Below are 20,723 nucleotides of genomic sequence, written 5' to 3' on the forward strand. Positions count from 1 at the left end.
AATAAAATTCATTTTTGTCCAAAAATGAATTTTCTCATCTTATAACGAACTCAGAAACAACAAACCAGAAATAATGTTATTTTGCCCTGTAGATAATCGTTTTTTCCCATTTTGACTTCCTCTTGGATATCAATTTTAATATAAGAAAGGAGCAAGATAGTCATGTTAATGAAAAATCATGAAGTACCACTTGCCTTATTAAAGCTCGCTGCACTTAAAAGAAGGCTTCCGCAAAATCACCCGAAATATCAGAAGATCGTCAACGACTGGGCATTGTACAATTCCGGTTACCGCGGGGAGTTGGCGCTCGATTACTATTTACATCGTTTCAACCGATCGGAAAATTTCTTATTACATAGTCTCCGCTTGCAGCATAAGCAAAATTTTCAGATCGACACGGTGATTCTACATCCAAATTTCATTCTTTTAATTGAAGTAAAAAACCTTTCCGGAAAGGTGAATTTTGACCATGGGTTCGGATTGATGACCCGGGAAACCAGCGGCCAGGTTCAATCCTTTCAAGATCCAATCATCCAAGCTGAAAATCAAGCCTTTCATCTACAAAATTGGCTCAATGATTTTGGCGTTTCTGGGATTCCAGTCGAATCGCTGGTCGTATTTGTAAATAATCACGTTCATTTGACGCGCTCAGATGAGCAAAATGTTGATCCACGCATTATTCATGCAAACAAGCTTGCCGATACGTATAACGAACTTCATCATAAATATCCGCAGAATTTTTTATCACACCAAACACTCCATTCGATTGGTCAACAAATGATTCAAGAGAACAAGCCGTTACAGGTCGATCTATTCCATAAATATCAACTGACACCAAAAGCCATTCAGCCAGGTGTCATCTGTCCTGCATGTGACTTTTCATCCATGAAACGTAATCACGGTTATTGGCAATGTGAATCTTGTGGACATTCGTCAAAATCCGCCCACATTGATGCACTGAAAGATTTTTACCTCTTATTTAATGATCAGATCACAAATCGCGAAGCAAGGTGGCTCTTTCAAATTGATTCAAGGAAAGTCGCTCGAAATTTGTTAGCCAAACAAACGTTGATTGGGAAAAACAAAGGTGCTTCTTATCAACTTGCTTTCGATACGGAACGTGACTTTGCTTATTTGCTTTCAACCAAAGAAAAAGACCAAGCCGGTTACAGCCTGGTCCCTTAAGCTTACTTTACTGCTTCTGTTTCTTTATTCACACTTTCCTTTTCGAAAACAATCGCATCAAAATGTCGTAAAGGAGCATCCGACAAATCCGCGTCGCTACCGAATGTCTGTTGTAAAAAAACTTCTGCGACTGCTTGTGACCGTGGATCTTCCGATGAAATCGTTTCTAATGCAACGACGCCTTCGAAGATTTTCGTCATTTGGACGGCGACCTTTTTCGGATGGAGCAGTTGGGTTTGTTCATCGAGCTGAACGAGTTTTTCCAGCATGCTGGTCAGTTTTTGTAACGCCTGCTCCACTGGGGTTTTTAGCGAAACGGCTGCCGAATCCAGATTAGCCAACCGCTCATTCATTTCTTGAACAAACGTTTGATGAATATTGTATTTGCGCATTAATCGAACGACTTCTAAGCCTAAAATATTCGCTGTTCCTTCCCATACCGTCAACACCTGCGCATCTCTTAACAATCGTGGAGTGACAAAGTCTTCGATATAGCCATTTCCACCATGCATTTCAATCGATTCATGGGAGAAGTGGATGGCTTGCTCTGCCGATTCTTTTTTCAATAATGCAATCAATAACCGGAGCATGGCTTGCTCTTCTTCTGAAGGGTTTGCTCCTTTCGTCATCACTTGATCGAAACGTTCAATCAACTCAAAAATGGCTGTCATTTCCACTTCCAATTTTGAAGCAAGGTTCGCTAATGTTTCGCGGACCATCGGGTAATCCGTAAGTTTCCCGCCAAATGCGCGTCGATCCTCGGCATAGTCTCTCGCCTCAACATAGCCGCGACGCATGATCCCTAGGGAAGCAATCGCATTACATACGCGCGAAAGATTCAACGCTTCCATCATATACTTGAATCCTTTTTTCGGATCACCGACGAGATATCCTTTCGCTTGGTCGAATTCCACCTCCGCTGAAGGAACCGCTCGCACGCCGAGTTTGTCTTTTAACCGCCTTACTTTCGCGCGGTTTTCCACCCGGTTTTCTTCCCATGGGATTAAAAATAAACTTAACCCTTTAGTGCCTTCTGGAGCTCCTGGAATTCTTGCCAAAACCATCGCTACACCGGCCACTCCAGTGTTACTAGCAAAATATTTTTCCCCAGTGATGCGGTAGACTTCCCCATACGCATCCGAACCATCCGCTTCAGCAGAAACTTCATTCGCACCGACATCCGAACCGCCTTGTCGCTCAGTTAAAAACGTTGCGCCTTCATAAAGTTCTGTATCGCCTGTTGCGATGACATGCGGTAAATATTTTTTCCGTAATGCTTCATCGGCATAGTGATCAATTAAATAGCTTGTCGCCATGGTCAACGTCACTGGGCAATAAAAGCCCGGTTCCGCTTGGGAAAGCAAGTAGCCTTGCGCATACGAGTACACGTAATTCCCTTGATGGCCAAGCTCAGGAATTTCCTTGTGAACATAGCCGACAATGCCCGTTTCATATGTCTCTTTCACAGTTTCCCGGTAGCCTTCATTCACCCAAACTTCATTGATTTCATTGCCCATTTTATCGTATTTGACCAACTGTGGCTGTCCTTCTCGGTCCGTATGAACGGCACGGTCATCAATTGCACCGGCGACTCTTTCACCGAATGCCGTCAGTTTTTCATCGGCATAGGCAAAAAAACGCTCTGGCAATGACCGCTTCAATAGTTTCTGCAATAATGGATCTGATGTGTAAAAGTTTTTCTCTGTCATTTTTCATCCTCCTAGCTGATTCGATTAATTTGATGTCATCTCTTCGGCAGAATCTCGCAATTGATTCCGCAGTAATTTTCCAGTCGCATTTCGTGGTAACGCTTCCACTTCTGCAAAAAGTTTTGGAATTTTATAGTCTGCTACCCGTCCATCAAGAAACGCTTTACAGCTACTCTCCAAGTCATCGACGGGTTCATTTAACACCACAAATGCTTTCGCAGTTTCGCCCCATTCCGCATGAGGAATGCCGACAATGGCTACGTCTTCAATGATTGGGTGCTGGACCAATTCCTGTTCGACTTCAGTCGGAAAGATGTTGACCCCACCGGAAATAATGACATCTTTTTTCCGGTCAATCACCCAATAGTAACCGTCTTCATCTTGTACAGCGATATCACCGGTATAAAGCCAGCCGTCTTTTAGTGTTTCAGCTGTTTTCTCAGGTGCTTTATAGTATTCTTTCATATTTCCTTCACCACGGAGGATGATTTCCCCCGGTTCTCCTTGTGCAACATCTTGACCTTGTTCATCAACGAGTCGAATTTCCGTATTCAAGGCAGCACGGCGCCCGATACTTCCCGATTTTTCCGCATGTTCGTCTGCTTTCAACAATGTTCCGCTTGGTCCTGCTTCTGTCAGGCCATAGACACACCATAAATTTTCAGTTTTAAATTTCTCTTTCACGAATTTAACTTCATTTTGTCCAAGTGGTGCGCCGCCGTACACCCAATATTCCATGGATGATAAATCAAACTCATCGATGTTCGGCTGTTTGGCAGATAAAAGATACGCTACAGGTGCACCAAAGAAATGCGTCACTTTTTCTTGAGAGACCATTTGCAATAAAAGATCCGGTGTGAATGTCGGTGCTAAAACGTGCGTTGCGCCAGTATACAGAGCTGCTCCCATGAACAAATGCAGTGGCGCTGAATGGCTAAGCGGCATCATATGCAAAACACGGCTATGCTCATTCATCGTCATTTCGATACTGATCATCGTCGAGACAGTCAAAATGCTTCGATGTGTGAATACGACACCTTTCGGATCACCTGTCGTTCCAGAAGTATACAAAATCGATACTTCATCATCTTCTGTTGCATTGCAATCAATCGCAGTCGAATCTTCGCTCAATAACTGATCCACGGAAAGCCACTTACCTGCCGCTTCTCCTGTTTTAATAAACGTCAAATCATTTTCATCTGCGAGACCTTTGGATGTTTCAAACAACAATTCATGTGTTGCGAAAAATTCAGCTTCACTATGATCGATAATGTATTGGATTTCCTTTTGAGTTAGCTTTGCATTGATCGGTATGGCCAGTCCTTTCAGCCGGATTGCCGCCATATATAAATATAGAAACTCAGGCACATTTGGCAAATGAATGATCAACTTATCCTCTTCTTTAAATCCTAAATTCCTTAACCCATTGGCCATGCGATTCACGCGCTCATCCCACTCTCGGTAACTGACCCGTTCGCTTGGACTGACCAATGCTTCATGATCTGGCTGCTTATTGGCGTGCACCTTTAATAAAGTCGATAAATTCATTTTACTTCCTCCTCCAATTTGGTTAATTCATTTCGAAACGTGTCCAAAAACATTTCCATTTCTTTTTTGAGCTGTTCGAGTTCATTGATCCGCTTGGTCACTTCAGCCATCTTTTCCTCTCCATACTCAATCGTCCGCTTCAGTTGCTCCCTCCCTGTCGGATCTTCTTCAAATAACAAAACCATTTCTTTGATCTCATCGAGTTTGAATCCATACTTTTTTCCACGAAAAATCAGTTGAAGCTGTGTGAATTCCTTCCTGGTGAATATTCGCTGCCCAGTCGCTGTCCGCTTCGGATGAATCAACCCTACTTCCTCGTAATAACGAATTGTGCGATGAGACACACCAAATCGGTCAGCTACTTCAGCAATCGAATAAGTTTTCTCCAATAAATCACCACCTTTTGTCAGAATATTCATATGATTAAAGTATACCATTTACGTTAACGTAAAGCGCAAGGCTTTTTTGGAGAAAAGAAAGGCTCATATATTTACGATTAGGGAGCATATATTCATAGACCGGGTACATATATTCCAGATTTGGGACCATATAGCAAGAAGTAGGTCGCATATCAGTAGACTTCGGCTCAAATAATCGGAATTAGGGAGCATATTTCACGAATGACGGGGTAGCAATTAATCAACATATTTCGCGTATGACGAGAGAGCACGTCGGTAGCATATATTTTGAGGTTGGTAGCATATAATCATAGACACGGCACATATACTCCGGATTTGGGACCATATAGCAAGGAACAGGTCGCATATCAGTCGATTTGGGCTCAAATAATCGGAATTAGGGAGCATATTTCACGAATGACGGGATAACAATTAATCAACATACTACGCGTATGACGGGAGAGCACGTTGGGAGCATATATTTTGAGATTGGTAGCATATATTCATAGACACGGCACATATACTTCGGATTTGGGACCATATAGCAAGAAGTAGGGAGCATATCAGTAGATTGGGGCTCAAATAATTAGAATTAGGGAGCATATTTCACGAATGACGGGGTAGCAATTAATCAACATATTGCGCGAATGACGGGACAGCACGTTGGGAGCATATATTCTGAGCTTGGGAGCATATATTCATAGATACGGCACATATATCACGATTTTGGGACCATATAGCAAGAAGTAGGTCGCATATCAGTAGATTTGGGATCAAATAATCGGAATTAGGGTGCATATTTCACGAATAGCGCACATCACGTAGGCAACTCATTATACAAATGATGAAGCACCGCGTCGCGAGCTCGTTATACAAATGCACAAAAAATAAAAACCGGTCGGAACCGGTTAGGTGTATGTTTGTCTTATACAGTTTCCATCTCATCTTTTTCTGTGTACTTTCGTTTGGTTGCTTCTCCGCCACGCAAATGTCGAATTGATTTATGATATTCTAAAACGCTTTTTACTTCCTTGGACAGTGCCGGGTTAATTTTCGGCAGTCTTTCTGTCAGGTCTTTATGGACAGTGCTTTTAGAAACACCAAATTCTTTTGCGATTCTCCTGACGGTTTGCCTGGAGTCTAATAAATGCGCCGCAATCTTTAATGTTCTTTCTTTGATGTGATCATGCAAACGTCTCGCCTCCTGAAGTTGTCAACTCTTTGATGTGTTGGTACAGTTTATTCACTCAGGAGGTCGATTATGAGCACACTTTCGTTATTGGTGAAAAGATGTGTAAATATTCTGTTAGTTATCGTATGATAAAAATAAAAAAGTAGGTGCGTTTTATGAAGCGTAGTACAAAGTGGAGTTTGCGGATCGCTATCTTCGTGTTGGTCTTTTTCCCAATCTTTTTCATCATCTTCTCTTACACAACAGATAACTGGAATTTTCTTTGGTATAGCTTGATTCCGACATTTTTTTCAGGAAGCCTCGGTCTCTTTGCCGCACTTAACCAAGCAAAGAAGGACCGAATGATAATCGAGGAATGATTGACTTACCTAGTTAGGCTAGTACTAAAATGACAATAATAACGACAAAAACAAAGCCAGCCGAAGCAAAAGAAAGGGCACTATAACCTTTCCTACCTAATCGCATTTCAACTATTCCAGTGATTAATTGAAGAACTCCTACAGCCAGCAATGTGTAAGGCGCTAACCAAAGTTCTCGCATGATTAAACTATATCCCGCCATCAGTACGACAATGACAGCCAAAACAATCCGAGCGATATTCATGTATAGATCCCCTTTCACTTTTACCAACCATTTTGCTACTCTACTGATATTCTTGCAAGTATTATTGCATTCGCGGAAATAATGATGTAACATATAAATTGCATAATGTACATTATAATTTGCATATAGTTATAGGGGTATTCTATGAAAAATCGAGTGAAGTTAGGACGGATCAAAAAAGATTTAACTCAAGCACAGTTAGCCAAACGCGTCGGAGCGACAAGGCAAACCATCGGCTTAATTGAAAAAGGGGATTATAATCCGAGTCTCCAGTTATGTATCGCCATTGCGAAAGAGCTTGATCAAACGTTGGATGAACTATTTTGGGAGGTGAGCTAATTGAAAACATGGCTATCGATTTTTTTACCGACAGACGAATACAAACGGCAAAGAATTCTAGTATTTATTGCTGAAGGTGGCGCGTTAATCGCCCTCGCTCAATTTCTCTCTTTGTTGATAGGCCCCTTTGAATCTAGTCTCGTCCCACTAATATCTATTGGCATCTTTGTTTTCTATGTAACCATCAGGTATATATCTTCAGGGATCGAGTATACAGAGGTTGCTACACAAAAGGATTATAATAAGGAACGGAAAAATATTTTCAGGAGTTCTTTATCATTTGGCGCCATTTTCACGGTGTTTAATTTTTTCACACAACGTGGGGACTTTCTCATCATCGAACCGATCATGATGGGATTATTGGCTACACTATTTTTCTTTTTATTCAGCTGGCTGTCATTGAAAAGGTCCTTCAATAAAAATCGTGAATTGATGGATGAATGAAAAAATCCCCCAGCTTAGGGGGGATTCCTCATTGTGCTATTTTACTTAAACCCTGGATTGACAGGCTGACCTTCTTCCATCAATCGAAAATGGACTTTTGAGACCTCTTCATCCGAGTAAACATTTTCACCGGAGAGACCTAGTGGGTCACCTTGGGTTAACTCGTCACCTTCACTGACATACACTTCTGAAAGGCTTGCGTACATTGTCGCTCGTTCACCGTCGTGTTCCATTTCAACAACTTTGCCGAGAAGATCATCTTCTTTTACACTCGTAACTTTACCTGTGAGTGACGCGATGACTTCAAATGATTCGCCATCAGATGATGTAATGTCGACTCCTTTGCTTTGGTAATACTGGTTATTGTAAAAGATAAGTGCATCCAATTGATCCTCTTCTGCAGCATCAGCATCATAATACTGGGTCAAAATCTCGGTTTTATCACCGAGCATGACTGGCATGACCAGATCCTCTTGTTCAGCAACCACTTCTGCAGCATCTTCTTCGCTGCTTTCAATAAGCTCGTTCTGTTCGACGTTCCAGCTGTAATCATTCGCATTTTCTTCAGCTGTGTCGTCTGCTGCGTTAAACTGATAAATCATGACCCCTGCTAACACGACCGCGACTAATCCAATGTAGAGTGTTGGGTAAAACCAACGTTGACGAGTCAATCTTTTCCATTTTGATTGACGAAGGAATTTTCTTTCCTTATCACTCATTTTCATCACCTCAGCAACCATTCTGAACCGATTACGTGGAATATATACATCGATTTTCAAAAATTTTCTTGGTTGCTGAGGTAATGGATGTTTATTTTTGATTGAAGTCCGTAGTTAAGAAGAGAATTCGAGTTTATTCATTAGTAGAAGTTTTGGCCGTATTACATAACCTCTTCCAATGTCTGAATGTCGATTCCTTGATAATAATGTTTGACGATGTCTTGATATGTCTTTCCTTCTCTGGCCATTCCGTTTGCTCCGTATTGACTCATGCCAACGCCATGACCATAGCCTTCCGTTTTGAAAATAATATAGTCATCTTTCTTTTCAATTGTAAAATCATTGGAACGTAGTCCTAGAGCTTCTCGGACTTCACGTCCACTGAAACTTTTTCCATTGATCGTTAGTTCTGCAATTCGCCCACTCTCGGTTCGTTTCACATTCGATACCGTTAAATTATTCGAAGCATTAATATCTAGCTGGGCTGCGACTTTTTGCATCGCAATGACTTCTTGCTCACTAAATTCAGGCGACTTTTCATCCCATGGGCTCGACACACTTTTTAAATAAGGAATTTCATTTTGCCAATAGTCTTCCGCATTTTCGGTATATCCATTACTCGTCGAGAAAAATTGGGCGGTGATTGGCGTTCCTTCATATGTGATGATCTGACCTTTTGTTTCATTAACAGCCTGCTCAAGTTTCATGAACCTTTCAGAGAAGTCGACGCCCCAGTCTTCCCGGAGTTCTTCTTCACTTTTAAATACTTGATCATTTACCGTATCGGTCACGTCGTATGCTTCCTCGCTTCCTGTCAGCATTTTTTTCACGATATACGTCCTTGCGGCAAGTGCTTGTGCTTTAATGGCTTCTTTTTCAAAGCTCATCGGCATTTCCGAAGCGACCACGAGAGCAACATACTCTTCAAGTGGTACCTCTTCAACGACTTCGCTTTCCTGACGAAAGACAGATACAACTGGTTCTTCACTCGGTGTCTCTGTTTCGGTTACTGGCTCACTTTCTACTTGTTCATCCACTTTCGTCGATGCCTCGGCAAACGGGATGACAAGAAGCGTAGGCAACACTAGAATGACTGAAAGTAACGTGGCAACTAGGATGATTGGTACCTTTCTCACTTTTGAAATTCCTCCTTTGATTAACTCCTGACTATTACTAGTTTTATGTAAAAGGCACCTTTGATAGAACAAAAATATAGAAATTTTATAGAAAAAATTCACATCAAGATTAATAGATTGCTCAACGTGAAAAAGCCCATCTCCTTTCAGAGATAGGCTGTGAGCTTATATCGATTTATTAATGAGTACGGCTAGTTAGCTAGACTTTGCCAATTTATCTGTCGTTGTTGGTTCTTCTGCTTCATCCGTTACGCGTTCGATTGTTGCGCCGAGTAATCTCAGTTTTTCTTCAAAGTTTACATAGCCACGATCTAAATGTTTTAATTCAGTGACTTCAGTGCGACCTTCTGCGACTAAGCCTGCGATGATGAGTGCGGCAGCAGCACGGAGATCGGTTGCTGCAACTTCTGCTCCTTGCAATTCGACTGGACCATTGACGATGGCACTACGTCCTTCGATTTTTGCTGCAGCGTTCATTCTTCTGAACTCTTCGACATGCATGAAACGATTTTCAAAGACCGTTTCCGTGATGACACTAGTACCTTCTGCTTTCATTGTCAGTGTCATGAACTGCGATTGTAAATCGGTCGGGAAGCCAGGATACGGTAGTGTTTTAATATCGACAGGCTTCAGTTTTTCACGGGCAGTAACACGGACAGCGTCATCATACTCTTCAATCCGAATACCCATTTCTTTCATCTTCGCGATTAATGAGCGCAAATGTCCTGGAATTGCGCCGTTTACGACGACGTCTCCTCCTGTTAGCGCTGCAGCGATCATGAATGTCCCTGCTTCGATTCGGTCAGGAATAATGGTATGCTCGACACCATGCAATGCAGGAACGCCTTCGATACGAATTGTTTCCGTACCAGCTCCGATTACTTTACCACCCATTTGGTTAATATAGTTTGCTAAATCAACGATCTCTGGTTCTCTCGCGCAATTTTCAATGACAGATGTTCCTTCCGCTAAAGCTGCAGCCATGATAATGTTTTCCGTTGCGCCGACGCTTGGGAAATCCAAATAAATTCTTGCGCCTTGCAACTTTCCTGGTGCAAATGCTTCTACATATCCATTTCCTACATGAATATCTGCACCCATGGCTTCGAAACCTTTCAAATGTTGATCGATTGGTCTGGAGCCAATTGCACAGCCTCCTGGCATGGCGACTTTTGCGTGACCATACCTGGCCAGTAAAGGTCCCAATACAAGTACAGAAGCTCTCATTTTCCGTACATATTCAAAAGGTGTTTCCGTCTTTAATGTGTCAGACGCATCGATATGAAGCTTTCCACCATCTCTAAACACATTTACATTCATATATCTTAAAACTTCACTAATTGTATCTACATCTGCTAGTGTTGGCACTTGGTCGAGTGTACTTTTTCCTTCACTTGCCATGATGCTTGCTGCAATTACAGGTAAAACTGAGTTTTTGGCACCTTCGACTTGGACAGTTCCTTCAAGTCGATTGCCTCCTGTCACAATGATTTTATCCACAACATTTCCCTCCGTGATCGATATTCCGTATGTTATTTAATATTCAATTACAAGGATAGGTGTTCCGATTGTCAATGTTGCACCGTCTACCTCTTCTCTGATCGCCAATTGAATATTAATAGAATGCTGACTTTCATTTAGACTCGTTTTTATTAGGTCAGTCTTGCCACCTAATACTTTAAACCCTGACTCATCAAGCATATTTTTTTCTTGAATGTCAAAATCTTCTCGTATTCTATCAAAAAACAAATTACTATTCATTCTATCACTGTGCTTAGATTGATAACAAGAGTAATAAAGCCCATTTTCAAAGAATTCCTTGAAGGTTTCATCATTCAATTTGCCTTTAATTTCATTTTTCACTTGCTCATTCCAGATATCCCCTGAAAGAACATAAGTGACTTGGATTTTTCCGCGTTGGTCAAAACGAGTTACATCAAACTCTTCGTGTAAAGAATCGTTTTTCTGGGAGTCCTTTAAAGAATCTTTTTTTATTAACGTATTTTCTAAACGTTCAACTTGTGATTCATTTAACTCTGTTCGGATGGTAAAGGAAAATGAATCAATGTCCAATTCATTCTCTCTAAAATATTGATCGAACGTTTCAATGTCTTCCATAAAGTCATCTAAATTCGTAGTTTGATAGATTGTATGGTTCGTAAAAATAAAAGAAATCAAATATAGTCCAATAAATAATATTCTCATCATTTCCACCCCTCTTATCCAAAGGGTGGGCACGAAACACCAAGAATAAACCTTTCAAATTTCGACTTCTTTTTTACATCAAATAACTCAATTGACCTGACCAACGGATAAAATCGAGAAAAAAGTTACTTACTGTAGTACCTATCACAATTGAGAGTAAAATAAACAGCAATTTACTTTCGAGCTCTCGATCCTTCTTGAAAACCCCTTGAATATTGAATGACTCCAAGGCTTTCCAAGCTATTACGATAAAAATAAGGTGGGAAATCATTCCCGTTAATGCATCAACTGCTGGTTGTACAAACATCTCGGACACCTCTTACTAAGAATGTGCCTGCTATTCCCCACTGGATTAGTCTTACAAAAAAAGTCAAATTGTTGAGCTAATATTACATTTCCCGGGAAATATCGACATCAAACCTAAAGTTATTTATTTAGAAAAATTTGCTGTGGAGCGTGAAGACAATGGTTATGTAGGTTTTTCGCGGGTAATAAGTTATGTATTATTTTGTTAATATTCTTGTAACATTATGTCGTTCGTTAGTTGGATGATGGTTATAATTGCGTATTTTATGCTAATGTTTTGGTGAAAATTCTCTTATTTGTGTTGTTAAAGTTTTGGTTGATTGTCTTTTCGGCTTAATTGATCATGATGTGTCTGATTGCTGATTGGTGATTGGTGATAAATGTGATTTAACTGTTGATAAAGAACGCCTGACTGTCGATAAATGTATCCCAATTGCTGATAAAGAGCACTTGACTGTCGATAAATTCATTCCAACTGTTGATAAAGAGCACCCAACTGTCGATAAACGCATTCCAACTGTTGATAAAGAGCGCCTGACTGTCGATAAATGCATCACAACTGTTGATAAAGGTCACCCAACTGTCGATAAATGCGGGCTAACTGTTGATAGACACTTGCCAACTGCTAAATAATCCTTAACTACTGTTATATGCATCCTGACTGCTGATAAATGATCCCTAATTGCCGTTATATGCTCCCTGACTACCGATAAATGCACCCTAGCTGCTGTTATATGCTCCCTAAATACTGATATATGCTCCCAAAATGCCATTAAATGCTCCCTAACTGCCATTATATGCTCCCCAACTATTGATAAAGCACGCCAACCTGTCAACATACAACAAAAAAAGAGGCTATCCGCATACAATGGGATCAGCCTCTTTTTATTATTGATTATTTGCAATATCAATACGGTTGATCGCACGTTGAAGGGCGATTTGTGCGCGCTTAAAGTCAACGTCGTCTTCTCGTTTGGAGTTTAGGCGTTGCTCTGCGCGTTCCTTTGCTTGCTGAGCACGATCGACGTCGATGTCGCTCGGTTTTTCTGCAGATTGCGCTAGAATTGTCACTTGGTCAGGACGCACTTCAACGAAGCCTCCGTTAACAGCGATGTATTCCGTATTGTTCTCGCTTTTTAGTCGTACTGCACTGATGGTCAATGGTGCGACGAGTGGAATGTGGCCTGGTAAGATCCCGAGTTCTCCACCTTCCGCTCGACAGCTGACCATTTCATAGGTGCCATCCAGTACAGGGCCGTCAGGAGTGACAACACTCACATTTAGTGTTTTCAATCTTACCCCTCCTTGGGCAGTGGTAAGCGAAGAGGTCAATTACGACAGTTGCCTCTTTCGCTTAACGTCCCATTATTGTTCCAATTCTTCGGCTTTCTTAACGACTTCTTCGATTCGGCCAACCAAGCGGAAGGCATCCTCTGGCAAGTGATCGTATTTACCGGAAAGAATTTCTTTGAATCCTTTGATTGTTTCCTCAACAGGTACATAGGAACCTTTCATTCCAGTGAACTGTTCAGCCACGTGGAAGTTCTGAGATAAGAAGAACTGAATCCGACGTGCACGTGCTACTGTTTGTTTATCATCATCGGATAGTTCATCCATACCAAGGATTGCGATGATGTCTTGAAGTTCACTATAACGTTGTAGTGTTTGCTGAACTTCACGCGCTACTTCATAGTGCTCTTCGCCGACAATGTTCGGGTCAAGTGCACGGGATGTAGAAGAAAGTGGGTCTACCGCTGGGTAAATCCCTTGTTCTGTCAATTTACGCTCAAGGTTTGTTGTTGCGTCCAAGTGAGCGAATGTTGTTGCTGGTGCTGGGTCTGTGTAGTCATCCGCAGGTACGTATACAGCTTGGATCGATGTAATCGAACCTTTATTTGTTGATGTAATACGCTCCTGTAGCTGACCCATTTCCGTTGCAAGTGTCGGCTGGTAACCAACGGCAGATGGCATACGACCGAGTAGGGCGGATACCTCTAGACCACCTTGCGTAAAACGGAAGATGTTGTCGATAAAGAGTAGAACGTCTTGTCCTTCTTCATCACGGAAGTACTCTGCCATTGTCAAACCTGTCAAGGCAACACGCATACGTGCACCAGGTGGTTCGTTCATCTGACCGAATACCATTGCTGTTTTAGTAATAACGCCTGAGTCGCTCATTTCGTAGTAAAGGTCGTTTCCTTCACGTGTACGTTCACCAACACCTGCGAATACGGAAATACCACCGTGTTCTTGTGCGATGTTGTTGATAAGCTCCTGGATTAGTACGGTTTTACCTACACCCGCACCTCCGAAAAGTCCGATCTTACCACCTTTTACGTAAGGGGCAAGTAAATCTACAACTTTGATACCTGTTTCTAGGATTTGTGTTTCTGTAGCTAAGGTATCAAAGCTTGGTGATTCACGATGAATTGGATCACGACGAACGTCATCACCGATTTCTTCTTCCAAATCAATTTTTTCACCAAGAACGTTAAACACTCGGCCTAGCGTCTTTTCACCAACCGGAACGGAGATTGGTCCATTTGTATCTTCCACTTCTTCACCACGAACGAGTCCGTCTGTAGAAGACATTGCTACGGTACGTACGGTGTCATCACCTAAGTGAAGTGCTACTTCGAGTACTAAATCGTCACGTAGGTCTGTTCCAGCTACACGTAAAGCGTTGTAGATCTCAGGAAGATCTCCACTATCAAACTTCACGTCGACAACTGGTCCCATGACCTGTGTGATGTGTCCTTTGCTCATCCTTTTCCCTCCTAACTGAATCGAATCAGAAAACATCTTTTCAGTTCATACGAATCTTGCAGTTCGCGATTATTCTAATGCAGATGCACCACTTACGATCTCAGTGATCTCTTGAGTGATGGCTGCTTGACGTGCACGGTTATACGAGAGAGTTAAATCATCGATTAAGTCTTCTGCGTTGTCCGTTGCACTGCGCATCGCGGTCATACGAGACGCGTGTTCACTTGCTTTACCATCCAGTAATGCACCGTAGATTAAGCTTTCGGCATACTGAGGCAAAATTGTATTTAAGATTGCTTCTTGATCTGGTTCATATTCATATGTGCTGAGCTGCTTTCCTTCTTCATTGATATTGGTCAATGGCAGAAGTTTTGTTTCTGTCACTTCTTGTGTAATTGCACTTACATAGTGGTTATAGTGTAAGTACAGCTCATCCACTTCTTCGTCTTCAAAGAGGTTTACAGCATAGCTTGTAATCTCTTTGATTTCCGCAAACTCTGGTTGGTCATCCAAACCGACGATGCTTTTGGCGATCGGCAGTTCCATTCGTTTACAGAATTCAGTGCCCACTTTACCTAGTGGGATCACCACATATTCGTCTTTAGAACGATGACGCTCTTGGATTGTACGATAAAGGTTTCTTAAAATATTACTATTGTAAGGACCTGCTAATCCACGGTCAGATGTGATGACGACATATCCAGTCTTCTTGATTGGACGAGATTGAAGCATAGGATGATCGGCATCTACGTTACCGGAAGCGATACTCGCGACGACCTCTTGGATTTTTTCCATATAAGGTACGAACGATTTCGCATTTTGTTCGGCTTTGTTCATTTTAGATGCAGAAACCATTTCCATTGCACTCGTGATCTTTTTGGTGCTGGAAGTCGAATTGATTCTGTTTTTTATTTCACGAAGAGATGCCACAACGTCTCACCACCTTTTTTAAGAGACTTCTTCGTATTTTAAAAAGGTGTGTCAGAAATGATTCATACGAGTCAATTTCCGACACGGTCAAACAGATTGTTTATATGAATCAATGATTTATTTTTGTTCGCTAACGCTGAACGTGTTTTTGAAGCCTTCAATCGCTTTGTTGAATGCTTCTTTATCCGGAAGCTGTTCTGTTTCACGGATGGATTGAAGTATGTCAGATGCATGTTGTTTCATGTATGCATGTAGACCTTCCTCGAAACGTTGTACATCTTCCACTGGAATGTCATCCAAGTAGCCGTTAACCAATGCATAAATGATTGCAACTTGGTATTCGACACGTTGTGGTTCGTGTAGGCCTTGTTTCAAGACTTCAACCGTACGTTGTCCACGGTTCAGTTTCGCTTGTGTTGCTTTATCGAGGTCAGAACCGAACTGTGCGAAAGATTCCAACTCACGGAAGGACGCTAAGTCAAGACGTAGCGTACCAGCAACTTTCTTCATTGCTTTGATTTGTGCTGAACCACCAACACGGGATACGGAAAGACCTGGGTTGATCGCAGGACGTACACCGGAGTTGAATAGGTCAGACTGCAAGAAGATTTGTCCGTCTGTGATGGAAATGACGTTCGTTGGGATATACGCACCGATATCACCGGCTTGTGTCTCAACGAATGGTAGGGCTGTCAATGAGCCGCCGCCTTTTGCATCACTTAGTTTAGCTGCACGCTCTAGTAAGCGAGAGTGCAAGTAGAATACGTCTCCAGGGAATGCTTCACGGCCTGGTGGGCGACGTAGTAGCAAGGAAAGTTCACGGTAGGCAGAAGCCTGTTTGGATAAGTCATCATAGACGACCAATACGTGTTTTCCGTTATACATGAATTCTTCACCCATAGATACACCCGCATATGGTGCTAGGTAAAGAAGTGGCGCTGGGTCAGATGCGCCCGCATTAACGACGATTGTATAGTCTAATGCGCCATGTTGACGAAGGGTTTCAACAACACCACTTACTGTGGATTCTTTTTGTCCGATCGCAACATAGATACAAATAACGTCTTCTTCTTTTTGGTTAATGATTGTGTCAATGGCGATTGCCGTTTTACCTGTTTGGCGGTCACCAATGATCAATTCACGCTGTCCACGGCCAATTGGTACCATGGAGTCGATTACTTTAATTCCAGTCTGTAGTGGTTCGTCAACTGATTTACGATCCATAACTCCTGGCGCCGGACTTTCAATCGGGCGGGATTTGGATGTTTCAATTGTACCTAAACCATCGATTGCTTGACCTAATGGATTCACAACACGACCTAATAATTCTTCTCCAACTGGAACTTGCATAATACGTCCGGTACGGCGAACTTCATCACCTTCGCGGATTTCAGTAAATGGCCCAAGAATAACGATACCGACGTTGTTCTCTTCAAGGTTTTGGGTCATTCCCATTACGCCGTTAGAGAATTCAACGAGCTCCCCAGCCATTACATCATCTAGACCATGTGCACGAGCGATTCCGTCACCGACTTCGATTACGGTACCGACATCGTTTACTTCGATCTCAGAATCATAATTTTCAATTTGCTGTTTAATCAGCGCACTGATTTCTTCAGCTTTGATGCTCATCCATTTCACCCCTATCTTTACTTGTTTGCAGACGTAAGGTTCTGCTCTAAACGTTTCAACTGTGTTGCAAGTGTTCCGTCGTAAATTTTATTGCCGATTTGGACACGAATGCCGCCTAGCAATGAAGCGTCGACGATATTGTTCATTCGAAGGGTGTTTAAATTCAATCGTTTCACAAAAACTTTCTCGACTTGAGCTAGCTCTTCTGAAGAAAGTTCGCGAACGGAATAAACATCCGCTTCTGCAACTCCACTTGCTTCGTTTTTCATTTCAACAAATGAACGGACCATATCCGGAATGATCTCTACACGGCCTTTATCTACTAATAGTAGGAGTGTGTTTACCAGATCTTTTGTCAGATCCTTGAAAGTATTCCGAATGAAATTCTTTTTATCCTCAGTTGAAACTCGTGGATTATTCATATATGTGCTGAAAGCAGGTTCATTTTCATATACTTCAGCAAGTACATTCAGTTCATTTTCAATCGATTCGAGGGAAGCTTTTTCTTTCCCCAATTCGTAAAGAGCTACCGCATATCTTCTGGCTACAATTGAATTACTCATTGTCTTCGCCTACTTTTTCCAAGTAATCGTTGATCAATTTCTCTTGTTCTGTTTCAGAAAGTTCTTTTTCAATCACTTTGCTGGCAATCTGAACAGATAGACTACCCACTTGAGTTTGTAGGGCTTGAATTGCCTTGTCACGCTCTTGTTCGATCTCAAGACGCGCGTTTTCTTTGATACGTGCGGCCTCTTCTTTTGCGGCTTTGATTAAGTCTGCTTGCTGATTTTTTGCAGTTTCGTTAGCGTCATCAATGATTTGTTGCGCGTTTTGACGTGTGTTTTTCAACTCGTCATTCGCTTCATTCATGAGCCGTTTTGCTTCTTGGTTGCTTTGTTCTGCTTGATCTATTTCACTCGCGATATGTTGTTCACGCTCTTGCATGACATTCATCAGCGGTTTCCAAGCGAACTTGGTAATCAACGCCAATAGAATGATAAACGTAATTAACTGGATAATCATATCTCCAAAAAGTAACCCATTGGCAGCACCAATGATCAATGCTTGGTCTAGCACGGCTTTCACTCCTTTCGCCTATTCTTCTATAAGGCTTCACACGGAAAACGATGTTTCAAAAAACAGCTTGTTTTCGCATGCTCTCTTTAATCTTTCGCGTACAAATGAATGGCGAAGCTTCTGAGCGACTCCGCCATTATTTTGATGTATTCATTCGACTACATTACCATAAAGGCAATAACAACGGCGATAATTGGAACCGCCTCAACCAACGCAACCCCGATAAACATTGTTGTTTGTAGGGCACCACGCAATTCTGGCTGACGAGAAATACCCTCTACTGTACGAGATACGATCAAACCGTTACCTACACCAGCACCTAGTGCCGCTAAACCTACTGCAATTGCAGCTGCTACTGCTCCTGTCATTGAAAATTCCTCCTCTTGGATATTAGAAATTAGTATTTTTTTATGAATTAATGGTCATCGCTCACTTTGTGCGACATATAAACCATTGTTAACATAACGAAGATAAACGCTTGGATTGCAGCAATGAATAGTTTAAATCCTTGCCAAGCAATTGTTGGCACAATTCCTCCAACAAATCCAAGTGTACCGGAAGCCATCAGACCGATCAGTAAGGTCAATAGAACTTCCCCTGCAAACATGTTTCCGTAAAGACGCATTCCGAGCGTAAGCGTATTCGCAAACTCCTCAATGATTTTTAACGGAAACAAGAGTGGAACGGGTGTGAAAAAATCTTTTACATATCCTTTTCCACCTTTGAGTTTGATGCCGTAGTAATGGGTTAATGCTACTACCATTACGGCAAGAGTCAATGTAATACTCGGGTCAGCTGTTGGTGATTTCCACCATAAATCCCCGTCATACACGACCATAAACATGATACCAAGTAAGTTACCTATAAAGATGTAGAATAACAATGTTAGCCCGAGTGGTAGGAATTGCTTCCCTGTTTTCCAATCCATTGTACTGCTGACCATTCCACGTACGAAGTCGACAATCCATTCCATAAAGTTCTGGAACCCACTCGGTTTCCGCTGGAGTTTCCGACTCCCTATAATCGCGATTATTAATACGATCAGTGAGGATACGAGAACCATCATTACGTTGGATAGATTGAAATCGAGCCAACTGATCCCAAAGAGATCTTCATATATAGGTGCACCGTGATCCAAAATCATTCACCCCTTTTCGTACTGGTAGTCTTTTTACTACTGAAAATAAAATCTATCATAATGACTAAGTATGGTGTCATTAAACCCACAACTGCTGCGATAATGTGGAATTGCTCCGGATATCGTAGAATGATGACGACAACCAATGCGGCTGCAGCAAATCTGGAAAGTGTTCCAAATGATTTCGCCGTCTGATTGTTTGCTGCTTTTTCTCCCATGATATCAATCTTCTTTTGAAGTAAAAACAGATTGAAAAAGCCGGCGACAATTCCGATGATCAAGCTTTGAAAAATGACTTGGTAATCTGTAAATCCCCAACCGATCACGGAGATGGCGAGCAGATACAACATCCATTTTCGTTGCCTATTGATCATCACTGAGTAGTTATTCACGATGATTGTCCCCCATTAATTGATTGACGAGGTAGATCATCCCATAGACACCTGCGGCTAAGCCGATCAACAATCCTACTAACAGAAACCAAGGACTCGTACCAAAATAACTGTCGAGCCAGCGTCCTGAAAATATGCCAACAATTGTCGAACCCGACAAATAGCTTAGAATCGTTGTAGTAATGGCAATCCCGCGAAACGGTTTTCCATTCATAGACATACCTGCCAGTCCAGCCTGTCCTTATTATGCAGATGTTCTAGAACTCACTAAAAAGATTCACACATGGTTTCGGCCGAAAAAACAGGGTGAATAGCGTCGTTTTTTCGGATATTTTGCTTGGGACCATATGTACATTCGTCATCTGAAATCCGTGTGCTTTTCAATAAGATTTTCGGTTGAAAGCCTTATCATTCCACACTAAGTCAGAATACAATAACCCCTAATATAAGTCAATCTATTTTGGGTTCAAAATAAAACAACTTTGTGACAAACATCACATTTTTAATTGGGTCGTTTTTTACAATGATTATTGTCTTGGTGGTTGATGCTTTTTGTCGATTATGGACGAATGGTTTTTTCTTTTTTTAGATTAGGCTTTTGTTATAAGTGTTATATGGTGGAGATCTCCTGGTTTGTGCGTACAACGATCCGATTTTCGCGGGCGACAATCCGATGAACGTGGCGAGCCACAAAATAAAGTAGATCATTTTTGCCGAGGCAAAAATGTACTTTTTTTTAAGATTTTTTCCGAGATCTTGCGGTTGAACGGAGGTGTCTTGATTGCTGGCTGCTCGATTAAAAGATGCAGCCGCCTGATAATTGCGGTGAGTCTCGTGATAAAGCGTTCCAACCGCTCGATAAACGCGCCGAGCCGCTCGACAAAACGTTCCAACCGCTCGATAAACGTGCCGAGCCACCCGACAAAACGCTCCAACCGCTCGACAAACGCACCGAGCCGCCCGACAAAGCGCTCCAACCGCTCGACAAACGCACCGAGCCGCCC

Annotated in this window: 26 protein-coding genes; 5 read left to right on the forward strand and 21 right to left on the reverse strand. The window is 41.9% G+C overall.

The genetic code is table 11. The annotated features are described in order from the left end of the window. The first annotated feature begins 162 nt into the window (after window positions 1-162). Entirely contained in the window at window positions 163-1,185 is a 1,023-nt protein-coding gene (locus tag FPQ10_RS10010; protein ID WP_144163376.1) for an NERD domain-containing protein, read from the forward strand. Between the two features lie 2 nt (window positions 1,186-1,187). Here FPQ10_RS10010 and FPQ10_RS10015 read toward each other — a convergent pair whose 3' ends face one another. From FPQ10_RS10015 to spoIIID, 4 genes are all read right to left on the reverse strand, one after another. Then, a complete protein-coding gene (locus tag FPQ10_RS10015; protein ID WP_144163377.1) occupies window positions 1,188-2,894 on the reverse strand; it encodes an acyl-CoA dehydrogenase family protein in 1,707 nt (568 codons plus the stop codon). A gap of 24 nt (window positions 2,895-2,918) precedes the next feature. Continuing rightward, on the reverse strand, window positions 2,919-4,442 hold the full coding sequence (locus FPQ10_RS10020) for a class I adenylate-forming enzyme family protein (protein WP_144163378.1): 1,524 nt from the start codon (window positions 4,440-4,442) through the stop codon (window positions 2,919-2,921). After that, window positions 4,439-4,831 (reverse strand): MerR family transcriptional regulator, encoded by a 393-nt coding sequence (locus FPQ10_RS10025; protein WP_255439864.1) that lies wholly within the window; start codon window positions 4,829-4,831, stop codon window positions 4,439-4,441. The genes FPQ10_RS10020 and FPQ10_RS10025 overlap by 4 nt, the downstream gene beginning before the upstream one ends. A 934-nt stretch (window positions 4,832-5,765) precedes the next feature. Beyond that, window positions 5,766-6,032 carry a sporulation transcriptional regulator SpoIIID gene (spoIIID, locus tag FPQ10_RS10030; protein WP_144163380.1) on the reverse strand — a complete coding sequence of 89 codons (267 nt, stop codon included), beginning with the start codon at window positions 6,030-6,032 and terminating at the stop codon, window positions 5,766-5,768. Between the two features lie 155 nt (window positions 6,033-6,187). On the opposite strand from spoIIID, the gene FPQ10_RS10035 reads away from it, so the two are divergent. Beyond that, a complete protein-coding gene (locus tag FPQ10_RS10035) occupies window positions 6,188-6,391 on the forward strand; it encodes a hypothetical protein (RefSeq protein WP_144163381.1) in 204 nt (67 codons plus the stop codon). A gap of 13 nt (window positions 6,392-6,404) precedes the next feature. Here the strand turns inward: FPQ10_RS10035 and FPQ10_RS10040 are convergent, their stop codons facing one another. Further along, complete coding sequence (locus FPQ10_RS10040) at window positions 6,405-6,635, reverse strand: hypothetical protein (RefSeq protein WP_144163382.1); 231 nt, start codon at window positions 6,633-6,635, stop codon at window positions 6,405-6,407. A gap of 144 nt (window positions 6,636-6,779) precedes the next feature. Here FPQ10_RS10040 and FPQ10_RS10045 point away from each other — a divergent pair, with 144 nt between their 5' ends. After that, a complete protein-coding gene (locus FPQ10_RS10045; RefSeq protein ID WP_144163383.1) occupies window positions 6,780-6,974 on the forward strand; it encodes a helix-turn-helix transcriptional regulator in 195 nt (64 codons plus the stop codon). Then, a complete protein-coding gene (locus FPQ10_RS10050; protein WP_144163384.1) occupies window positions 6,975-7,418 on the forward strand; it encodes a hypothetical protein in 444 nt (147 codons plus the stop codon). It begins immediately after the preceding gene. A gap of 41 nt (window positions 7,419-7,459) precedes the next feature. Here the strand turns inward: FPQ10_RS10050 and FPQ10_RS10055 are convergent, their stop codons facing one another. The 5 genes from FPQ10_RS10055 to FPQ10_RS10075 all read right to left on the reverse strand — a co-directional run bounded on the left by FPQ10_RS10055 (window position 7,460) and on the right by FPQ10_RS10075 (window position 11,785). After that, entirely contained in the window at window positions 7,460-8,137 is a 678-nt protein-coding gene (locus tag FPQ10_RS10055; protein ID WP_186278645.1) for a M23 family metallopeptidase, read from the reverse strand. Window positions 8,138-8,298: 161 nt separating this feature from the next. Then, window positions 8,299-9,273: a stage II sporulation protein D gene (gene spoIID / locus FPQ10_RS10060; protein WP_144163386.1), complete on the reverse strand. Its 975-nt coding sequence runs from the start codon at window positions 9,271-9,273 to the stop codon at window positions 8,299-8,301. A 195-nt stretch (window positions 9,274-9,468) separates the two neighbouring features. Beyond that, the gene (gene murA, locus FPQ10_RS10065; RefSeq protein WP_144163387.1) at window positions 9,469-10,773 is read right to left on the reverse strand and encodes a UDP-N-acetylglucosamine 1-carboxyvinyltransferase; all 1,305 of its coding nucleotides are present in this window, start codon (window positions 10,771-10,773) and stop codon (window positions 9,469-9,471) included. A gap of 36 nt (window positions 10,774-10,809) precedes the next feature. Further along, a complete protein-coding gene (locus FPQ10_RS10070; protein WP_186278646.1) occupies window positions 10,810-11,478 on the reverse strand; it encodes a YwmB family TATA-box binding protein in 669 nt (222 codons plus the stop codon). A gap of 73 nt (window positions 11,479-11,551) precedes the next feature. Beyond that, on the reverse strand, window positions 11,552-11,785 hold the full coding sequence (locus FPQ10_RS10075; protein WP_144163389.1) for a DUF1146 family protein: 234 nt from the start codon (window positions 11,783-11,785) through the stop codon (window positions 11,552-11,554). A gap of 365 nt (window positions 11,786-12,150) precedes the next feature. Here FPQ10_RS10075 and FPQ10_RS10080 point away from each other — a divergent pair, with 365 nt between their 5' ends. After that, window positions 12,151-12,417, forward strand: a complete 267-nt coding sequence (locus FPQ10_RS10080; protein WP_144163390.1) for a hypothetical protein — start codon at window positions 12,151-12,153, stop codon at window positions 12,415-12,417. A 255-nt stretch (window positions 12,418-12,672) separates the two neighbouring features. Here the strand turns inward: FPQ10_RS10080 and FPQ10_RS10085 are convergent, their stop codons facing one another. The 11 genes from FPQ10_RS10085 to FPQ10_RS13120 all read right to left on the reverse strand — a co-directional run. Further along, window positions 12,673-13,077: a F0F1 ATP synthase subunit epsilon gene (locus tag FPQ10_RS10085; RefSeq protein ID WP_144163391.1), complete on the reverse strand. Its 405-nt coding sequence runs from the start codon at window positions 13,075-13,077 to the stop codon at window positions 12,673-12,675. Window positions 13,078-13,149: 72 nt separating this feature from the next. Then, window positions 13,150-14,550, reverse strand: coding sequence for a F0F1 ATP synthase subunit beta (gene atpD, locus FPQ10_RS10090; protein WP_144163392.1), 1,401 nt, complete (start codon window positions 14,548-14,550; stop codon window positions 13,150-13,152). 69 nt (window positions 14,551-14,619) lie between these two features. Beyond that, window positions 14,620-15,480 (reverse strand): ATP synthase F1 subunit gamma, encoded by an 861-nt coding sequence (gene atpG / locus FPQ10_RS10095; protein WP_144163393.1) that lies wholly within the window; start codon window positions 15,478-15,480, stop codon window positions 14,620-14,622. A 117-nt stretch (window positions 15,481-15,597) separates the two neighbouring features. Next, window positions 15,598-17,112: a F0F1 ATP synthase subunit alpha gene (gene atpA / locus FPQ10_RS10100; RefSeq protein ID WP_144163394.1), complete on the reverse strand. Its 1,515-nt coding sequence runs from the start codon at window positions 17,110-17,112 to the stop codon at window positions 15,598-15,600. A 17-nt stretch (window positions 17,113-17,129) separates the two neighbouring features. Continuing rightward, window positions 17,130-17,675 carry a F0F1 ATP synthase subunit delta gene (locus tag FPQ10_RS10105; RefSeq protein ID WP_144163395.1) on the reverse strand — a complete coding sequence of 182 codons (546 nt, stop codon included), beginning with the start codon at window positions 17,673-17,675 and terminating at the stop codon, window positions 17,130-17,132. Next, a complete protein-coding gene (gene atpF, locus FPQ10_RS10110; RefSeq protein WP_144163396.1) occupies window positions 17,668-18,189 on the reverse strand; it encodes a F0F1 ATP synthase subunit B in 522 nt (173 codons plus the stop codon). The genes FPQ10_RS10105 and atpF overlap by 8 nt, the downstream gene beginning before the upstream one ends. Window positions 18,190-18,347: 158 nt before the next feature. Beyond that, window positions 18,348-18,557, reverse strand: coding sequence for a F0F1 ATP synthase subunit C (atpE, locus tag FPQ10_RS10115; protein ID WP_144163397.1), 210 nt, complete (start codon window positions 18,555-18,557; stop codon window positions 18,348-18,350). A gap of 47 nt (window positions 18,558-18,604) precedes the next feature. Then, on the reverse strand, window positions 18,605-19,327 hold the full coding sequence (gene atpB, locus FPQ10_RS10120) for a F0F1 ATP synthase subunit A (protein WP_144163398.1): 723 nt from the start codon (window positions 19,325-19,327) through the stop codon (window positions 18,605-18,607). Between the two features lie 2 nt (window positions 19,328-19,329). After that, the gene (locus FPQ10_RS10125) at window positions 19,330-19,719 is read right to left on the reverse strand and encodes an ATP synthase subunit I (RefSeq protein ID WP_144163399.1); all 390 of its coding nucleotides are present in this window, start codon (window positions 19,717-19,719) and stop codon (window positions 19,330-19,332) included. Further along, the gene (locus FPQ10_RS10130; protein WP_370512035.1) at window positions 19,712-19,933 is read right to left on the reverse strand and encodes an AtpZ/AtpI family protein; all 222 of its coding nucleotides are present in this window, start codon (window positions 19,931-19,933) and stop codon (window positions 19,712-19,714) included. The genes FPQ10_RS10125 and FPQ10_RS10130 overlap by 8 nt, the downstream gene beginning before the upstream one ends. 490 nt (window positions 19,934-20,423) lie before the next feature. After that, window positions 20,424-20,723: hypothetical protein (locus FPQ10_RS13120; protein WP_222103064.1), on the reverse strand; the 300-nt coding region annotated here is incomplete at its 5' end.

The organism is Allobacillus sp. SKP2-8 (assembly GCF_007559355.1).
Classification (GTDB): domain Bacteria; phylum Bacillota; class Bacilli; order Bacillales; family Alkalibacillaceae; genus Allobacillus; species Allobacillus halotolerans.